This window comes from Zooshikella ganghwensis DSM 15267, assembly GCF_000428585.1.
In the GTDB taxonomy this organism is placed as follows: domain Bacteria; phylum Pseudomonadota; class Gammaproteobacteria; order Pseudomonadales; family Zooshikellaceae; genus Zooshikella; species Zooshikella ganghwensis.
Map to the genome: position 1 here is coordinate 63,263 of NZ_AUAF01000004.1, position 18,300 is coordinate 81,562.

18 protein-coding genes are annotated in these 18,300 nt (G+C 40.9%); 15 read left to right on the forward strand and 3 right to left on the reverse strand.

Features of this window, described 5'->3' with window-relative positions; all coding sequences use genetic code 11:
* Positions 1 to 49 precede the first annotated feature (49 nt).
* The 4 genes from gshB to ruvX all read left to right on the forward strand — a co-directional run bounded on the left by gshB (position 50) and on the right by ruvX (position 3,098).
* Complete coding sequence (gene gshB, locus F607_RS0101850; protein WP_027706676.1) at positions 50 to 1,012, forward strand: glutathione synthase; 963 nt, start codon at positions 50 to 52, stop codon at positions 1,010 to 1,012.
* A 115-nt stretch (positions 1,013 to 1,127) separates the two neighbouring features.
* Positions 1,128 to 2,006 (forward strand): energy transducer TonB, encoded by an 879-nt coding sequence (locus F607_RS0101855; protein ID WP_027706677.1) that lies wholly within the window; start codon positions 1,128 to 1,130, stop codon positions 2,004 to 2,006.
* 53 nt (positions 2,007 to 2,059) lie between these two features.
* On the forward strand, positions 2,060 to 2,635 hold the full coding sequence (locus tag F607_RS0101860; RefSeq protein ID WP_027706678.1) for a YqgE/AlgH family protein: 576 nt from the start codon (positions 2,060 to 2,062) through the stop codon (positions 2,633 to 2,635).
* 28 nt (positions 2,636 to 2,663) lie between these two features.
* Complete coding sequence (ruvX, locus tag F607_RS0101865; protein ID WP_027706679.1) at positions 2,664 to 3,098, forward strand: Holliday junction resolvase RuvX; 435 nt, start codon at positions 2,664 to 2,666, stop codon at positions 3,096 to 3,098.
* A 33-nt stretch (positions 3,099 to 3,131) separates the two neighbouring features.
* Here ruvX and F607_RS0101870 read toward each other — a convergent pair whose 3' ends face one another.
* Positions 3,132 to 4,274 carry a PilT/PilU family type 4a pilus ATPase gene (locus F607_RS0101870; protein ID WP_027706680.1) on the reverse strand — a complete coding sequence of 381 codons (1,143 nt, stop codon included), beginning with the start codon at positions 4,272 to 4,274 and terminating at the stop codon, positions 3,132 to 3,134.
* 48 nt (positions 4,275 to 4,322) lie between these two features.
* Positions 4,323 to 5,357, reverse strand: coding sequence for a type IV pilus twitching motility protein PilT (locus F607_RS0101875; RefSeq protein WP_027706681.1), 1,035 nt, complete (start codon positions 5,355 to 5,357; stop codon positions 4,323 to 4,325).
* A 235-nt stretch (positions 5,358 to 5,592) separates the two neighbouring features.
* On the opposite strand from F607_RS0101875, the gene F607_RS0101880 reads away from it, so the two are divergent.
* The 10 genes from F607_RS0101880 (at position 5,593) to F607_RS33400 (ending at position 15,199) form a co-directional block, all read left to right on the forward strand.
* A complete protein-coding gene (locus tag F607_RS0101880) occupies positions 5,593 to 6,279 on the forward strand; it encodes a YggS family pyridoxal phosphate-dependent enzyme (protein ID WP_027706682.1) in 687 nt (228 codons plus the stop codon).
* A gap of 38 nt (positions 6,280 to 6,317) precedes the next feature.
* Complete coding sequence (proC, locus tag F607_RS0101885; RefSeq protein ID WP_027706683.1) at positions 6,318 to 7,136, forward strand: pyrroline-5-carboxylate reductase; 819 nt, start codon at positions 6,318 to 6,320, stop codon at positions 7,134 to 7,136.
* A 144-nt stretch (positions 7,137 to 7,280) separates the two neighbouring features.
* Positions 7,281 to 7,898 carry a YggT family protein gene (locus tag F607_RS0101890; RefSeq protein ID WP_027706684.1) on the forward strand — a complete coding sequence of 206 codons (618 nt, stop codon included), beginning with the start codon at positions 7,281 to 7,283 and terminating at the stop codon, positions 7,896 to 7,898.
* A 379-nt stretch (positions 7,899 to 8,277) separates the two neighbouring features.
* The gene (locus F607_RS27740) at positions 8,278 to 10,245 is read left to right on the forward strand and encodes a dynamin family protein (RefSeq protein WP_051310709.1); all 1,968 of its coding nucleotides are present in this window, start codon (positions 8,278 to 8,280) and stop codon (positions 10,243 to 10,245) included.
* Between the two features lie 266 nt (positions 10,246 to 10,511).
* Positions 10,512 to 11,657, forward strand: a complete 1,146-nt coding sequence (metX, locus tag F607_RS0101900) for a homoserine O-succinyltransferase MetX (RefSeq protein WP_027706685.1) — start codon at positions 10,512 to 10,514, stop codon at positions 11,655 to 11,657.
* A gap of 1 nt (position 11,658) precedes the next feature.
* Positions 11,659 to 12,252 (forward strand): methionine biosynthesis protein MetW, encoded by a 594-nt coding sequence (gene metW / locus F607_RS0101905; protein WP_027706686.1) that lies wholly within the window; start codon positions 11,659 to 11,661, stop codon positions 12,250 to 12,252.
* Positions 12,253 to 12,596: 344 nt separating this feature from the next.
* Complete coding sequence (locus tag F607_RS0101910; RefSeq protein ID WP_051310711.1) at positions 12,597 to 13,103, forward strand: DUF4426 domain-containing protein; 507 nt, start codon at positions 12,597 to 12,599, stop codon at positions 13,101 to 13,103.
* An 8-nt stretch (positions 13,104 to 13,111) separates the two neighbouring features.
* Positions 13,112 to 13,717 carry an XTP/dITP diphosphatase gene (locus tag F607_RS0101915; protein WP_038289601.1) on the forward strand — a complete coding sequence of 202 codons (606 nt, stop codon included), beginning with the start codon at positions 13,112 to 13,114 and terminating at the stop codon, positions 13,715 to 13,717.
* A gap of 7 nt (positions 13,718 to 13,724) precedes the next feature.
* On the forward strand, positions 13,725 to 14,867 hold the full coding sequence (gene hemW / locus F607_RS0101920; protein ID WP_027706689.1) for a radical SAM family heme chaperone HemW: 1,143 nt from the start codon (positions 13,725 to 13,727) through the stop codon (positions 14,865 to 14,867).
* A 5-nt stretch (positions 14,868 to 14,872) separates the two neighbouring features.
* Positions 14,873 to 15,199, forward strand: a complete 327-nt coding sequence (locus tag F607_RS33400) for a DUF3392 family protein (protein ID WP_084611063.1) — start codon at positions 14,873 to 14,875, stop codon at positions 15,197 to 15,199.
* A gap of 24 nt (positions 15,200 to 15,223) precedes the next feature.
* On the opposite strand, the gene F607_RS0101930 is transcribed toward F607_RS33400, so the two are convergent.
* Positions 15,224 to 16,003, reverse strand: a complete 780-nt coding sequence (locus F607_RS0101930; protein WP_027706690.1) for a hypothetical protein — start codon at positions 16,001 to 16,003, stop codon at positions 15,224 to 15,226.
* An 893-nt stretch (positions 16,004 to 16,896) separates the two neighbouring features.
* Here F607_RS0101930 and tdh point away from each other — a divergent pair.
* The gene (gene tdh / locus F607_RS0101935) at positions 16,897 to 17,907 is read left to right on the forward strand and encodes an L-threonine 3-dehydrogenase (protein WP_027706691.1); all 1,011 of its coding nucleotides are present in this window, start codon (positions 16,897 to 16,899) and stop codon (positions 17,905 to 17,907) included.
* The last annotated feature ends 393 nt before the right edge of the window (positions 17,908 to 18,300 follow it).

Genomic DNA, 18,300 nt, shown 5'->3' on the forward strand with positions numbered 1-18,300 from the left:
CATCACCTTAAACATATCTTTAAACTGAAGGCAACACTAGGGTGTGTATATGACAGTACGGCTCGGAATAGTGATGGACCCTATTAAAACTATCAATTATAAAAAAGATAGTTCGCTTGCAATGTTAATTGCCGCACAAAAACGCGGCTGGTCCCTATTCTACATGGAGCCTGAAGATATATTCCAAAGCCAAGGACAAAGTATGGGTATTGCCAGCCCATTAACCGTATTTGAGGATGCTAATCATTGGTTTTCTCTTGAAGAACCTCAGCGCATTGCTTTATCGAGCCTTGATGTAATTCTAATGCGTAAAGATCCCCCCTTTGATAATGAGTATATTTATGCGACTTATTTACTAGAACAAGCCCAAAACCAAGGCACCCTGGTTGTTAACAACCCGCAAAGTCTCAGGGACTGTAATGAAAAATTCTTTGCCACTCAGTTCCCCCAATGTGCACCACCAACCTGTATATCAAGGCGAGTTGATTTACTTAAAGAATTTGCTGCCAGTTATGGTGATGTTATTTACAAACCTCTAGATGGCATGGGTGGAAGCTCCATTTTTCGGGTACAGCCTAATGACCCCAACTTAAGTGTCATCATTGAAACACTGACGCTGCATGGTCAGCGACAGATCATGGCACAACAATATATTCCTGAAATAAAAGAAGGCGATAAACGGATTCTACTCATAGACGGTAAGCCTGTTCCTTATGCGCTTGCACGTGTGCCCGCCAAAGGTGAGCTACGAGGTAATCTAGCAGCAGGCGGCTCTGGGGTTGGTCAACCGCTATCAGAACGAGACCTATGGATTGCAGAACAAGTTGGCCCCGTACTACAAGAAAAAGGCCTGATATTTGTAGGTATTGACGTCATTGGCGACTTTTTGACAGAAATAAATGTCACAAGCCCTACCTGTATTCGAGAACTTGACGCTATATTTCAATTAGATATCGCTAACGAACTGATGAATTGCATAGAAAAAAAGCTCCAAGCGCGGAGTACTTCATAGACTTTTTCATACAGGGTTGGCAAACTTGCTCCCTTTGTATCTGCCTCCTGCAGGTTAATATGGGGCAAGGCGCTTCAAACCAAATGGAAGTAAACTAAGCTGGATGAATAACGGTATGGTTCAAGCGAAAACTCTAGTATCTGCCAATGATCGCCTGCTATTTAACCTTTTTATTGCACTCGCAATTCATGCTGCAATAATTTTGCTTGTAAGCTTTGACTTACCTGAAATAAAGCCTGCGCCTGTTCAGACTCTAGAAATTACTTTGGCCAATTACAAAAGTGATAAAAAAGTCAAAGATGCTGACTTTTTGGCCCAGGCAAACCAAGAAGGTAGTGGTACCCAAAAAGACAAGGCTCTTCCTACCACGAATCGAAAAGCACAATTTCGTGATAACCAGGTAAGGAAAGTCACCCCCCAGCCTCAACCTCAAGCAGCACCAACCCAAGCGCAGCAAAAGTCCAATATTGTCACTACGATTCAAAGTAGTTCACAAAAGGTACACAAACAACAGGAAGAAAAAAAGAAGCTTAAGAGAAGCAGTCAAGAAAAAACTCGACAGCGAATCGACTTAAGCTCAGAAATTGCCTCTCTTGAAGCACAGCTTGATCAGCAAGTTCAAACCTATGCTAAACGCCCAAGAGTACTACGCTTAACAGCTGCATCAACCATGCAGAGTAAAGGAGCTTACTATAAAGAAGCATGGCGGCGTAAAGTGGAGCGCGTCGGTAATATTAATTATCCCCAGGAGGCTAGGGAACGTAAGCTGTATGGCAGCCTTCGTTTGCTAGTTTCAATTAAATCAGATGGTAACATCAAAGATATTAAGGTCATGCAGTCATCAGGCCACAAAGTTCTTGACTCAGCAGCTATCAAAATTGTTAAAGCTGCTGCCCCTTATCCTCCATTTACAGGCGATCTCAACGATATTGATGAACTAGAGATCATTCGCACCTGGCGGTTTGAGAAAGGTAACTACCTTTCAAGTTTTTAGTTTTTCTTTCGTTGGGGCTTGTATTAAAAGCACTAAGCCCCAATACTTTTAATATGAACACTTCATCTACCCAAAGCTTCAAGGATCACTTTTTAATTGCCATGCCGCATTTAAAAGATCCTAACTTTGCTGACTCTGTAACGTATATTTGTGAGCATAACGACCAAGGTGCAATGGGGATCGTTATTAATCGTCCAACAGGCTTAACGTTGGATGAAATATTTCGCCAGGTAGGTATTACCCCCTCCCATGGCAATGCTCATATCAGTGATATCATTTGTGCAGGAGGTCCCGTTGAGCTTGAGCGGGGTTTCGTACTTCACTCTCCCAGTGAAAGTCATTGGGAGGCTACATTGCAAGTTGCTCCTGGCGTCCAACTCACCACATCTAAAGATATATTATTAGCCATTGCTCAGAATGAAGGGCCTGAAAATGCGCTTATCGCTTTGGGTTATTCAGGCTGGGATAAAGGCCAGCTGGAACAGGAAATACTCGACAACTCATGGCTTGTTTGTAAGGCTGACCCAAATATTCTCTTCAACACACCTATTGGTGATCGATTGAATGCAGCCGTTGCAGCCTTAGGCATTAATCGTAGTATGCTCTCGCCCGTTGCCGGCCACGCCTGATCCATTTTAGAACACTCCAGACTTTGAAATGACAATACCCACTAACATTAAGTGTCTTTTAGCATTCGACTTTGGAACACAATCAATAGGTGTAGCAACAGGTCAACGCATTGTTGGTACTGCCTCAGTTTTGCCCCCTATCAAAGCTCGTGATGGTATTCCAAATTGGGATGTAATTGCCGAAATCATCAAAGAATGGCAGCCTGATGCATTTGTAGTAGGTATACCCTGCAATATGGATGGCACTGAAAGTGAAATGAGTCGTAGGGCAAGAAAGTTTGGCAACCGGCTCCATGGACGTTTCAATAAACCATGGTTTCCTATGGATGAGCGCCTTAGCAGCTTTGAGGCCAAACAGTATGCTGCAGAGCTTGGTCATAAGGGTGACTATGCCTCAACCCCAATTGACAGCCTTGCTGCACAACTTATTCTTGAAACTTGGCTGGCTATGCATCCTATCTAAACCAGCACTCATTAATAAGTACCTCAAAAGGCTTTAAAACAAGCGTTGCCTATCTGATTCCTCCTCCTGAATACTAAGACCTCCCGCGACTGAGTTCAGGTGCTCAGAATCAGTTTCTGAACCCAGCTTGATCATTAAGCGTAAGTCATTAGGGGAATCTGCATGAGCAAGAGCATCCTCATAAGTTATTTCACCGTGCACATACAAGCTATAAAGTGCTTGGTCAAAAGTCTGCATACCTAGCTCAGTAGACTTAGTCATTAGCGGCTTTAACTCATGTACAGCCCCTTTACGAATGATATCAGATGCTAATGGGGTATTGAGTAATACCTCAACAACGGCTCGCCGCCCTTTTCCATCGGGTGTAGGCACCAATTGTTGTGCAATAATTGCACGCAGGTTTAACGATAAATCCATCCAAATCTGTCCATGCCGATCAGCAGGGAAAAAGTGGATAATCCGGTCCAGAGCCTGGTTCGCATTATTCGCGTGCAAAGTAGCAAGACACAAGTGTCCTGTTTCAGCAAATGCAACAGCATACTCCATGGTTTCTCGGCTTCGAACCTCACCGATCATAATGACATCAGGCGCTTGGCGTAATGTATTTTTTAAGGCTATTTCAAAGCTGTCAGTATCAAGCCCCACTTCTCGCTGAGAAATAATGCAGCCACGATGTTGATGAATATACTCAATAGGATCCTCAATACTAATAATATGCCCTGAGCTGTTGGCATTTCTGTGGCCAATCATGGAAGCTAATGAAGTCGACTTACCTGTTCCTGTCGCACCCACAAATATGATCAAGCCACGTTTAGCCATTGCTAAGTCTTTAATGACATCAGGAAGACCTAAATCATCAACTTTTGGAATATTTGTTTCAATACGCCGCAATACCATACCAACAAGATTACGCTGATAAAAAGCACTTGCCCGAAAACGGCCGATACCTCGTGCACTTATAGCAAAGTTACACTCATGGTTTTCTAAAAATTCCTGCTGCTGCTTTTCATTCATTACCCCCAAAACAGTTTCCCTGGTTTTTTCAGGGGACATTGCTGTTTTGGTAACAGGCACAATACGGCCATGCACTTTAATACTGGGTGGTACACCTGCGGTTATAAATAAATCAGAAGCCGCCTTTTCCACCATTACACGTAGTAACTTCTCAATTTCCATAAAACCAACTCCAATGACAGTGCTGAAAACTCAACAGCAAACACCCCTTTAAAAGTTCTCAGGTATTTTGGCTTTTTCTTTGGCTGACTCTTTGGAAATCAGACCACGCTGCAGCAAGTCTTTAAGGCACTGATCCAATGTCTGCATCCCTACGCTTGCACCTGTTTGAATTGCTGAGTACATCTGAGCAATCTTATCTTCACGAATCAGGTTTCGTATCGCTGGCGTACCAATCATGATTTCATGAGCCGCTACTCGACCACCACCAATTCGTTTTAACAGCGTCTGGGAGATAACAGCCTGCAATGACTCAGATAACATAGAGCGAACCATCGCTTTTTCTTGAGCAGGGAACACATCAACTACCCGGTCAATTGTTTTTGCTGCAGAGGTCGTATGCAAGGTCCCAAATACTAAGTGCCCGGTTTCTGCAGCCGTCAGGGCTAAACGAATGGTCTCTAAATCCCGCATCTCACCCACCAAAATAATATCAGGGTCTTCCCGCAACGCTGAACGCAAAGCTTCAGCGAAGCCTAACGTATCTCGATGAACTTCCCGCTGGTTAACCAAGCATTTTTTTGACTCATGAACAAACTCAATGGGATCTTCAATTGTCAAAATGTGTTCATAACGATTCTCATTAATGTAGTCCAGCATAGCCGCAAGAGTTGTACTCTTACCGGAACCTGTTGGCCCTGTTACCAGCACAATCCCCCTAGGAATAGCACAAACATTTTTAAAGGTTTGTCCCATGCCCAGCTCTTCCATGGTAAGTACTTTAGAAGGGATAGTCCGAAATACTGCACCTGCTCCACGGTTCTGGTTAAATGCGTTAACCCTGAAACGAGCAACACCTGGCACCTCAAATGAAAAGTCTGTTTCCATAAACTCTTCATAATCACGCCGTTGCTTATCGTTCATGATATCGTAAATCAAACCATGGACTGTTTTATGCTCCATTGATGGAAGATTGATCCGGCGAACATCACCATCAATCCTGATCATAGGAGGTAATCCTGCAGAAATATGAAGGTCTGATGCACCCTGTTTTGCACTAAATGCCAACAACTCAGTGATATCCATTTGAGTTCCCCAAACATTTATAACTTCTTTTTTTACAGCTTAGCTCTGTCTTTCCAAAAGCCCTAATTTACCTGGATTGCTTATTCACTAGCTTAAGACTGGCCTCGCCATAACATGCTTTTTTTCAAGATTTAACGATGGGCTTTCTTTTGAGGTGAAAGCCTTTGTGAACATTTTGATTTAAGATGACATGGTTTATTATCCTCTTACCAAGCAGTCTAAATCGTGGTTTACCATGTCAAACATAGCTAATAATCTACATACCATACGCCAACGAATAAGTACTGCTCAGCAGGTGGCAGGGCGAGATGAAAATACTGTACAGCTATTAGCCGTAAGTAAGAACCAGCCTATTGAGTCACTGGAAGAGGCCTATGCCGCAGGCCAGACATTATTTGGTGAAAACTATTTACAAGAAGCTTTACTTAAAATGAGTAAGCTTTCTCACCTCAATATTAGTTGGCATTTCATTGGACCCATTCAGTCAAATAAAACCACAACAATCGCTCAACATTTTTCTTGGGTACATAGTGTAGATCGTTTAAAAATAGCACAACGTTTAAATAATGCCCGCTCAGGTATGGGCCCACTAGATGTATGTATTCAAGTAAATGTTAGTGAAGAACCATCTAAGTCAGGTGTTTTACTCGACCAGCTGGAGCCTTTAGCGGCTGAAATACTACAACTGTCTAATTTGACTTTACGTGGACTAATGGCAATACCTTTAGCTACTTCTGAAATAACTGTTCAACAGCAACAGTTTCATCAACTAGCTCAAGCCTTAAAGCATCTTCAGCATTCATTCCCTGATGCAAAACTAGATACACTCTCTATGGGAATGAGTAGCGATATGGAAGTAGCCATCAAAGAAGGCGCTACGATTGTGCGAATTGGTACAGCCCTATTTGGTGCCAGAAAATAAATAGCCAAACTGCATACAGTGACCATAAAGGAGTTCGCATGCACAAACCAACGCTTGCTTTTATTGGTGCAGGCAACATGGCCAAAAGCATCATCAACGGATTATTAACAAATGGTTATTCACCCAATTTAATCTGGGCAACAGATACCAGAGCAGAGGCCTTAATATCGCTTGAATCTCAATTAAGTATAAACACCAGTAACAATAACCATGAGGCAATGAAACATGCTGATATTGTTATACTCGCTGTGAAGCCTCAAGTGATGTCTGATGTGCTTAACGAGTTAAATACTCAGCCCGGCTTAGATAACAAGCTGTTATTATCCATTGCGGCAGGTATTACTACAGCATTCATTCAACAACATTTCAGCATTGAGCTCGCTATAACCAGGGCAATGCCTAATACACCTGCAATGGTTGGTTGCGGAGCAACAGGGCTATTCGCCAACGACCTTGTCTCTAATCAGCAAAAAGCTTACTGCGAATCAATATTCAATGCCGTAGGCACAACTTGCTGGGTAGATGAAGAAAGCACGCTGGATGCAATTACTGCAATATCTGGCAGCGGACCTGCTTACTTCTTTCTCTTTATGGAAGCCCTTATTGATGCAGCAATACAACGAGGACTTCCTCCGGATATGGCCAAACAGCTGGTCATGCAAACCGCTGCAGGTGCCGCACTTATGGCAAATACCAGTGATCAAGCAATAGCAACTTTACGAAAAAACGTGACATCACCTGGGGGCACCACAGCACAAGCATTGAATGTGTTTGAAGAGAATAACCTTCGACTGCTGGTAGATCAGGCAACTGCTGCTGCCCAACAGCGAGCACAAGAACTTAGTAACCCTGAGTAACACTACTATTGAAAATACAGGCTAACATCCTTATTTGATTAATCATTAAAGGTCAGTGGTAGACAGAAAATCGTGCACTAACATGGTACAAAGCTGGCCTAAATAGAATATGCGCTCCTGAAAACAGCAAGGATTAATAGATCTATGCACTCGCCTATCTTCAGTACACTTAACTATATACTGCAGACCGTGGTAGGACTTTATATACTAGCCGTTCTACTTCGCCTATTATTGCAGCTTGTTCGCGCCGACTTTTACAACCCTATTTCACAGTTTATTGTTAAAGCAACTAACCCACTTTTAGTACCTTTACGCCGAGTTGTTCCCAGTGTTGGTGGCGTTGATACTGCCAGCTTAACACTGGCTTTTATTATTCAAATACTCCTGTTGTATATCATTGCGGCTTTTGATGGAATTTCCCCGGCAGACTTAAGTGTTTTTGCAGTAGTCTTTACTGCGTTACTTTGTTTAATTGCCGCTATTCTAAAGTTTTATTTTTTTGCACTTATCATTATTGCAATAGCCAGTTGGATTGCGCCAGGCAACTATAACCCTGCAATGATCATCCTTCGCCAAATAACTGACCCAGTCACAAACATAGTTAGAAGAGTTATTCCTCCTATGGGTGGATTAGACCTTTCAGTGATGGTGGTTATTCTTGCCATTTTCTTTATTGAACAAGGGCTGTTAGTCAGCCTAGCAAGCATTAACAGCGAAGTGCTCTCATTAAGTATTCGCAGTGTAGTCATGCCACTTCGCTAATTAGCAATACTCAAGATCACTCCCTATAAGCGCTTTTAAAAGCGCTTTTTTATTAACTTGAGGAATATTGTTGCCTACAATAAAACCAATTAACTTGTAAGACAGTTACACTATTTTTTTAGTTATTCAAAAACACACATCAAATATTGTCTTTCAGTTTTGATTGAACACTTTTATTAGAAAAAACAACAACTGACTTAAAAAATAAGATTAGACGTCAATTATTTGACAATTTTGCGCAGCTCGTCACATTACCCCACTACTCACATTGACCAATTCGCTTCCCGTTCGTTTAATTGATATGACATGCCTGAAAATGGCGGGAATCTCTTTGCTTGGATGTAAGGCAGCGGCAACAGGATAAGAAAGGTAGTCATCGATGAGTCGTGGCCAGCTAGTATGCCAAATAGAAAACTATATTCAATGGAAGCTTGACCTCAAAAATCAGCTAGCCCGTTACCATGCTTGGTTAAAAAACAACAAGCTTGATAACCAAGAATTAGAACAACGCATTTCGAGGACTACACGTCTTCTGAATGAAGATCGTATAGGGCTAGTCTTCACAGGGGAAAATTCCAGAGGCAAAACAGAGCTTGTTAATGCTTTATTTTTTGCCACATATGGGCAACGGTTACTACCCAGTGAGATAGGTCGCACAACAATGTGCCCCACTGAACTGACATTTGACCCTGAGCTAGAACCTGCAATTCGCTTGCTACCTATCGAGACCCGTAAAAGTGACCAGCCCATAGAGTACTACCAGGCTGTTCTTAGTCGCTGGACAACAATTCCACTCCGCTCAAATAATGCTGAAGAACTAATAAAAGCCTTCAATGAGGTATCACGCACTAAGCAAGTCTCAGTAGAAGAGGCTATTGCTTTAGGTTTTTCTCCTGGAGCCTTAGAAACCAATGAAGCTAAGCCAGGAACAGTATTTATTCCTAGCTGGCGCTACGCCACTATTAACTTTGATCACCCCCTTCTACATCATGGTATTCGCATCTTTGATATGCCCAGCTTAGATGCTTACGGGAATGAGCCAGAAGTAGCTCTCAACATCCTCAATACTGCACAAGCAATTTGTTTTGTCGTCAGTGCTGATAATGGTGTTGGGTTAGGGGACTTAACATTATGGCGCCAGCATATACGTACGTTTCTTGATGAAACGAACAAGTCACTCATCCCTGTTTTAAATAAAATTGATCTGCTGTGGGATGAATTAGAAGGTGAGCGATTTACCAATTTAACAATCGATCACCGTTGTCGGACTATTGCTAAAAAACTATCACTGGATGCAACACAAATACTCCCAGTGTCGGCTAAGCACGCTATCTTGGGTAAAACCAAGAATAATGCACGCTTCTTAGAGCGAAGTAGGATTCAATCATTAGAAGAAGAGCTTTCCAATGCCATTAGCCAACATAAGGAAGGCTTACTCAATCAAAATGTATTGCGGGGTACTCTCGATCTGATGCATAACAGCCGCAATAGTATGGTTGAGCGTCACAATGCGCTTCGAGAGCAACAGCAAAAAATCAGTAACGAACATAATAACCAGGCCATTATTGACTCATTTAATCAGCAAACTCGACAAGAGCACGACCTCTTCCACAAGCGTTTACTGACATTACGTTCCAATCGGAGAATGCTGGCCAGACAATCTGAGCTATTACAGGCTGCCGCAGAAACAAAGCAGTTTGAACAGTATCTGTACAAAATAAAACCAGACTTAATCAATAACTGGCAGCCTGGTGCTAACCTGGCGCAAGGCATTGCAGAATTCTTTAGAATGATTTACCTGGATTTAAGCTCTCTGCAAATGGAGGTTAGCATGGCCAATAAACTTGCTGCCTCTCTTTATAAAAAACATGGTAATCACAGCAGTAATACGGCCAGTGTAGCTGATAAGGAATGCTTCAAGCCGCCTCACTTTGACCTTAACCGCTTTATTCGTCAATTAAGAGCCCTTCAAAGTCGTGCGGAAGGCATTAACCTTCAGTTAAAAGATTACATTAGTAAAGACGGATTAACTGTTCAACGCTTCTTCAATGCATTACTACTGAATATAAAGAAAGTGCTCAACGCCCTTCAAAAAGAAATTCTCTATTGGGATGAAGACGTTTTGCTACCTTTGACTCAACACACTTTGGAGCAAAAACAACTTATTGAGCAGCAAATGGTCCAGCTGAAAAACTTAATGATAGATACAGGCCAACGATGGCGTGCAGAGAAACTAGGTCTTTTTATCAATGATCGTGAGAAGCAGCTAGCTGTTGCTGATACTTTTATGGGCAGTGACTTATCTCCTACCGGTAATACTGAATTTAACGGCAATATGCCATTTTAATACTCACTTCAGAAATACTTCAGTAGGCCATAGTTCGAATAGCCAAACTATATAGCTTATGGCCTCCACTTTTGGCACTTAACTAATCCAGCACTTAGTTGATATAGTACTACACCATCTGTTGTACCACCGAGTTGCTATCACTATGGTATTGTTTCAGTTGATGTTATGCTGTGGTGTGCGAATATTATTCGCTAACTGAAAGTGTACCCTCCACAGAGGGTATAGCATGTGCTTATTACTCTCACTATTGGTTTTTGAAGTATATGCCAGAATCAATTCCTGCTGATTCCGTAGGCCTCGTTACGCCTGAAACGATCACTTTTGATAAGCCACTGACGCTTGTTTGTGGAAGAGTATTGAATGGCTATCAACTTAAAGTAGAAACCTATGGAACGCTCAATACCAAGAAAACCAATGCGGTACTGATCTGTCATGCATTGAGTGGACACCACCATGCTGCTGGCTACCACTCTATGTCAGACCGAAAACCTGGTTGGTGGGACAATTACATCGGCCCAGGCAAGCCTATTGATACAAATGAACTATTTGTCGTCTCTCTAAATAATATTGGCGGCTGCCATGGCTCCACAGGACCAACCACCATAAACCCAGAAACAGGGAAGCCTTTCGGGCCAGACTTTCCCGTTGTCACGGTCAAGGACTGGGTTAATACTCAAGCAATGCTAGCTGACTACTTTGCAATCGAGCAATGGGCTGCAGTTATTGGTGGCAGTTTAGGTGGAATGCAAGCCCTACAGTGGAGTATGGCTTATCCCAAACGCCTTCGCTACGCGCTGATTATTGCCTCAGCACCCAAGCTATCCGCCCAAAATATTGCCTTTAATGAAGTTGCGCGCCAAGCCATTATGAAAGATGAAGACTTTCATGGCGGACGCTATCTTGAAAACTCAACATACCCTAAGAGTGGCTTAATGTTAGCCCGAATGGTAGGTCATATCACTTATCTGTCAGATGCAGCGATGCGCAGTAAGTTTGGTCGCGACCTAAGAAGTGGACACCTCAACTTCAATTATGATGTAGATTTTCAAGTTGAAAGCTATTTACGTTATCAGGGCGAAGTTTTTTCAGAAGGCTTTGATGCCAATAGCTATTTATTAATGACAAAGGCCTTAGACTACTTTGATCCTGCCGCCGAGTTTAATGGTGACCTTACTGCAGCGCTTGCTGATACACAGTGTAAATTTTTACTGATTTCCTTTACTACAGATTGGCGATTCTCTCCTGAACGTTCCAAAGAAATTGTAGATGCCCTCCTCAATGCGAAGAAAGAGATCAGCTACCTGGAGGTTGATGCTCCAGAAGGCCATGATGCATTCCTACTACCAATAAACCGTTACAAACAAGCTTTTCACGCATACATGAACCGTATCATTAGGGAAGTAGCATAATATGCGTACCGACTTTGCCATTATTGAGCCTTGGATTACACCCAATAGTCGAGTACTGGACTTAGGCTGCGGTGATGGAACACTGCTTCATCATTTACAGACCCACAAAAATATCCAAGGATATGGGTTGGAAATAGATGAAATTTACATTAATGAGTGCCTAACCAGAGGGGTCAATGTCATACAGCAAGACCTTGACCAAGGCTTATCAAACTTTTCTGACAATAGCTTTGATACGGTTGTCATGACCCAAGCCCTTCAAGCGGTTCACTATCCACATCTTGTGCTCGATGAAATGATGCGCGTGGGTCATGAATGCATTGTCACATTCCCTAACTTTGGTCACTGGCGCTGTCGGCTTTACCTTGCACAGCGCGGTAGAATGCCTGTATCAAAGTTTATGCCTTATACCTGGTACGATACCCCCAACATTCACTTTTGTACTTTCAAAGACTTTGAAGAGTTATGCCAGACCAAACGCCTGCGAATTTTAAACCGGACTGTAGTCGACCAATCTCACCAAGGCCATTGGCTATTTAATGTTTTACCTAATGTATTTGGTGAAATCGCTATTTACCGATTAGCAAGAAGTTAACCGCCATTTTCACCTGAATAACAGAAGAGAAATCCAATGCTAGCTATACTTTCTTGTTAAATGGGCTTATCTATTTTTGAATACTCTTCACTATAGTGTTATTAATTGTGTTGTATGTATCTGGGGGGCAATATCAACACCGAAAAACCACTCATGGTTATACATAACGTAAAATCAATTTTTCATACACCAGCAATAATAATCACTCTAATGAAAACAGTGTTTTGGAGAGGATAGCAACAGGTTTCAACGCATGTTAGCAAAATTATAAATTCACTAACTATCCCGTGCCTTCTTAGCCATGACACTGTAAATACTCTTGTCTTAACACCCTGAGGTTAGCTATGTTCAAGCATCCTAACTTATTAAAAACGCATATAACTTCACAGGAATACTCCGTCAGCAGCAAATTTCTGCAAGTGTTTACTATTACTACTTTAATGCTTTTTGGCTCACTAAACACATACGCAGAAGAAAATAACAGCAAAACACAGGGAGACTATACTATCCACTACAGTGCTTTCCCTAGTACGTTCCTTAAACCTGAAATTGCTAAGCGTTATAGTATCCCCCGAAGCGGAACAACCGGTGTTATTAATATATCTGTTCAACAGAAACAAAGTACTGGCTCTCAAGCTGTTTCCGCCAAAGTTTCAGGCTCTGCTGTTAATCTATTACAACAAAAAAACTCTTTAGCGTTTAGTGAAGTAAAAGAGCAAAATGCTATTTATTACTTAGCCACATTCCCTTACAGCAATGAAGAAATTCTCCACTTTAATATATCTGTAACTACAAACGAGTCTACATCTCCCATCTCTGTTAAATTCACTAAGAAGTTTTACAAGGATTAATCTGAACTATGCCTGGAGATATCCAACAAGTTGTATTAGCAAGTAATAACAAAGGTAAACTAAACGAACTACAACATTTACTTGGCAGCCTGAACATCAAGATGCTCCCTCAACAACAAATGGGTGTATCTGAAGTCGCTGAAACAGGTCTGACATTTGTTGAAAATGCCATTATCAAAGCCCGCCATGCTGCCAAAATAACAGGGTTACCAGCCATTGCTGATGACTCAGGTTTAGAAGTTGATGCTCTGGATGGAGCTCCAGGTATTTACTCAGCACGTTTCGCTGGTGAGCGAGCTTCAGATGCGGACAATATTGAAAAACTGCTCAGTGAATTAAATAGCGTCCCAACCCAGCAGCGCACCGCGCGTTTTCAGTGTCTTCTTGTTTACATAAAGCATGCAAAAGACCCAACTCCATTAATATGTCAGGGAACATGGGAAGGACTCATTTTAGAAGAACCCCGTGGTGAACATGGTTTTGGGTATGACCCTTTATTTTTTGTTCCCAGCGAGCACTGTTCGGCAGCAGAATTACCTGCAGGAACCAAGAATGAACTCAGCCACCGAGCCAAAGCAATGGCGAAGCTGTTACAAGCATTAAGAAAGCAGTGAACCCGCTATGCCATTACAGTTACCGCCTTTAAGCTTATATATACATATCCCTTGGTGCATAAAAAAATGTCCATACTGCGACTTTAACTCACATACAGCCCAAGATACGCTCCCTGAAAAGGAATATTGCAGTGCACTCCTTGATGACTTAATGGCTGACCTACATTTAGTTCAAGGGCGCCCGCTACAAAGCATTTTTATTGGAGGCGGAACACCAAGCCTGTTTTCAGCCAAAAGTTTTAACCACCTGTTAAAGGAAATACAACAAAAAATTCCTTTTGCTGATGATATTGAGATCACCCTTGAAGCCAATCCAGGTACTTTTGAACAAGCGAAGTTCAGTGGCTATTTTCAAACTGGAATTAACCGCCTATCAATTGGTGTACAGAGTTTCCAGCCCAAACAACTACAACAGTTAGGGAGAATCCATAACGCTCAAGAAGCAAGCCGTGCCATTGACATGGCCAAAAAAGCCGGATTTACAAACTTCAATATAGACCTCATGTTTGGTCTACCTGGGCAGACACTTGATGATGCACTGTTTGATTTAAACCAGGCTGTTTCTTTATCGCCCACACATATTTCCTGGTATCAACTGACGATAGAGCCCAACACCATTTTCTTTTCAAAACCACCCAAGTTACCTGACGATGATAGCCTATTCACTATGCAGCAAGCGGGTCAGAGACGGCTTCATGATGCAGGCTTTCAACAATATGAGATTTCTGCTTATGCTCAGGAAAACTGCAAGTCTAAACATAATATGAATTACTGGGAGTTTGGCGACTATCTTGGCATTGGTGCAGGTGCACATAGCAAAATAACCTTTCCGGACCAAAATAAAATTGATCGTCTTTGGAAGACTAGGATACCTAAAGACTACCTGGACCTCAGTAAAAGCTACTTGGCTGGAAAACGAGAAATACATCCAGAAGAGCGGGCATTAGAGTTTTTAATGAACACCCTGCGCCTTAATAATGGAGTACCAAGTCACTATTTTTTAGATAGAACGGGCGAGTCATTGCAATCAATTTATAATCAATTAGACTCGGCACAAAAGCATGCTTTGTTAATGCCATTTTCAAATCAACTACAGGCAACACCAAAAGGGCTGCTATACCTTAATACACTGCTCGAAAAATTTATGTAACTAGTATGAATGTGATCATTAGCACAGTAACTTCATTATCACAGTGGGCACGATCCTACCTTGATGAAATATCCTTAAGCATTATTGCTGTGCTATTGTTGATGTTCGGTAGCCAGTTTTCTCGCTATTTACGAAAGCGCTTATCGTCATTAAACAGTTTCTTAAGATCACTTCTGCTTATTATTTTGTGCTTGGCATGTAGCAGCCTAGCGATTATCGTTTTCCCCCCATACTTACATGCAGCAATATCATCATTTAACAACCAAACATTATTTCCTGTACTGCTCATTATTTTATGTTTACTTGGCGTGTTAGCCGATAAAAATAATTAATATAAACTTCTAACCTATAAAAAATCATGCACCACAGCAAGAAAAACCATTAGGCATAATTGGCTGATGACTTTCAGCAGCATAGTGATGTTGATTTGTAACCAATCGCACACTGCTTAAAATATCTAAAACAAATTGTTTTGGAGCGCCATCATCAATTATTTTTAAATATTTATTCTGATCTTTTACTGTTGTAATAATTGTAACCCTGTACTTAACTTTTCCACGCTTAACTTCCATCATATAAGCAGAAATATCATCAAAAGAATAATACTCTGGCACACTAATAAGCTGTTCTGATGCCTTATACAAAAAAGCCAAGCGCCAAACTGTTTTTTGGTATAAATTATCAGGCTCTTTTACTTTTTTACTGTTCAAGTAAGCAATGTTAAAAATATCTACAGGCACTAGCTTTTTATTTCCCTGTTTTTCCTTTGCTGCGTTTATTAACTCAGCATGCTTACCTGCAACGGGTTCTGGTGTTTGTTTTACAGAGATACCAATTCTAAAGTTATCATATAGCAAGGAGTAAGAAGGTAAACCACCATAAATATATTGATAATTAAAATTTTGAGGAATACTGACTTCGAAAAGCTCATTTGATATTTTGACTAAACGCTTACGACTTTCTCCCCGAGGCCAGTCTTTTTTGACAGCAACCCAGTCACACCACTTCACACCTTCACAGGTTTCTTCAGGGGTAGGCAATTGTAGAACCTTGTCAGGCTCAACTGAAAATGCAGCAACCTTAGTTACAATTGCCATCAACAGGGGCAGTAAAAGTTTAAATTTTATACACTTCATATAGTAACTACTATCCGTAATGGTTTGAACTTCCTTATTGGCGAGATTGTATAGTAGCATTAATTCAATAAAACTGTTACATTATACACTGTTAGTTGTATATATCTATATACTAACAAACTCATAAGTAAGGCTTATTTATTAGATATTCACATATCTTATACACTAAATTCATATATTTGGTTACAAACTCTCATACTCTCGTCACAAGTCATTCTTTTGATTATAATTGAGCAGTAAGCGCCAAATACAAGTATGTAGGTATCTCATTTGGAGCAAAAATTCAGGCCAACCTGACATTTCTCTGTTTTTCTTAGTAAGTGCATGGCTGCCAAAGGTATATAAAACTTAAATGAGTATTCTTGTATACAGAGCCGGATATGCTGCTGTAACCTCAACTACCAGAACAGCTTTTTATACCACAAGCCTGAACATTTTCTTATACATTAGAGATATCAAACATATATTAAAAAACACACAGGCTGGGCCTAAACAACAGATCTTACTAAAAACTTCATCAGCCCTTCAAATCTAAACTTTCTCTGATAAGAACTCGCTGAAAAGTATTTGGGGATTCAGTAAGTGTGTAATTTCAAAGTATTAATAACACTAACAAAAAGGTTTATAAGGAATACCACAAATGTAGCCAGCAAATTTTTTTGTGAACGGGAAAGTCAATATAGACACAGGACAGCTATTTATTAACCTGCCATACTTAGCCGTAAACTAGACGGGCTAAAGGGGTTGGTATTAGTTTGGTTAAATTCATTTGAGGAATAGAGTTAATGATACTTAACATAAAATCTCAACCGCTTTTTAATATTTAAAGTTACCCCTAAATTTATCGTTTTCTGTTTGCATAGATAAGGAAGTATTTTCGCAGCAGGTGTATCATGAAGGCTTTAGTTAAATCCAAACCTGAACCCGGCCTTTGGATGGAAGATGTGCCCGTACCAACAATCGATCCCCATGAAGTTCTTGTGGAGGTTGACGTAACAGCAATTTGTGGCACTGACTTACATATCTATAACTGGGACAAATGGGCACAAAAGACAATTCCCGTACCAATGCATATTGGACATGAGTTTGTTGGTCATGTCATTGAAGTGGGAAAAGATGTCAAAAATATTAAAGTAGGTGAACGTGTTTCTGGAGAAGGCCACATCACCTGTGATCATTGTAAAAATTGCAGGACTGGCAAGTCACACCTTTGTGCCCATACTGTTGGCTTAGGTGTTAACCGTCCGGGTGCTTTTGCAGAATATGTTTCGCTTCCAGCCAAAAATATCGTAAAAGTACCAGAAGATATCCCCAATGAAATTGCAGCTATTTTCGATCCTTTAGGGAACTCAATTCATACCGCCCTATCTTTTGACCTTATTGGCGAGTCCGTGTTTATCTCAGGGGCTGGACCTACGGGTTTAATGGCCACTCAAATAGCCAAATATATAGGTGCTAAGAACATTATTGTTTCTGATGTAAACGAATATCGTTTAACACTTGCAGAAAAAATGGGTGCAACCCACACTATTAATGTGCTTCAGACTCCACTAGATAGTGTAGAGCACGAGTATGATATTGCTTTGGAAATGTCAGGCAATGCTTATGCACTGCAAACCCTTATCAAAAATATAAGTCATGGCGGTAAAGTAGCCTTACTGGGTATTTTCCCTGAACATGTTTCTATTGATTGGGATAATGTTATTTTCAAAGGCCTCCACCTTAAAGGAATTTATGGCAGAGAAATGTTCACAACCTGGCATAAAATGCTGGCATTACTACAAAGTGGTTTAGTGATATCCCCAGTTATTACTCACCATTATCACATAGATGAGTACCAGTCCGGATTTGATATTATGAACTCAAGGAACTGTGGCAAAGTAATTTTAAACTGGAAGAAATAAGGTTCTTTTCTTAGGGAAATACACTTGTTCAATAAAGCACCACTATCAATATTGAACATAAAGTGAACAACAAGGAAGTTTTACTAGCCCCCAGCCCAAAAGCTGTATAAATCTCATACACCGTCAACTTATAATTTAACAGAAGAAAGTAAATAGCAACAAGTCCAAAGACAATAGTTGACGCACACCAAAGTCATATATCGAACCAGATCAAACTAGCAATTATTTTGTTGACTTAATTCAACCTATCAAAATGAACTAGTTTCAAGTCATAAGCCTATATTGTCTAATACTTAGCAACTGTTAGTAAAACAACACTCCATGTGAGTTTTTACATAACCCCCAAGCATTAGTCAAAGCCAATATATTAGTAGACTCGTATAAAAAGTACTT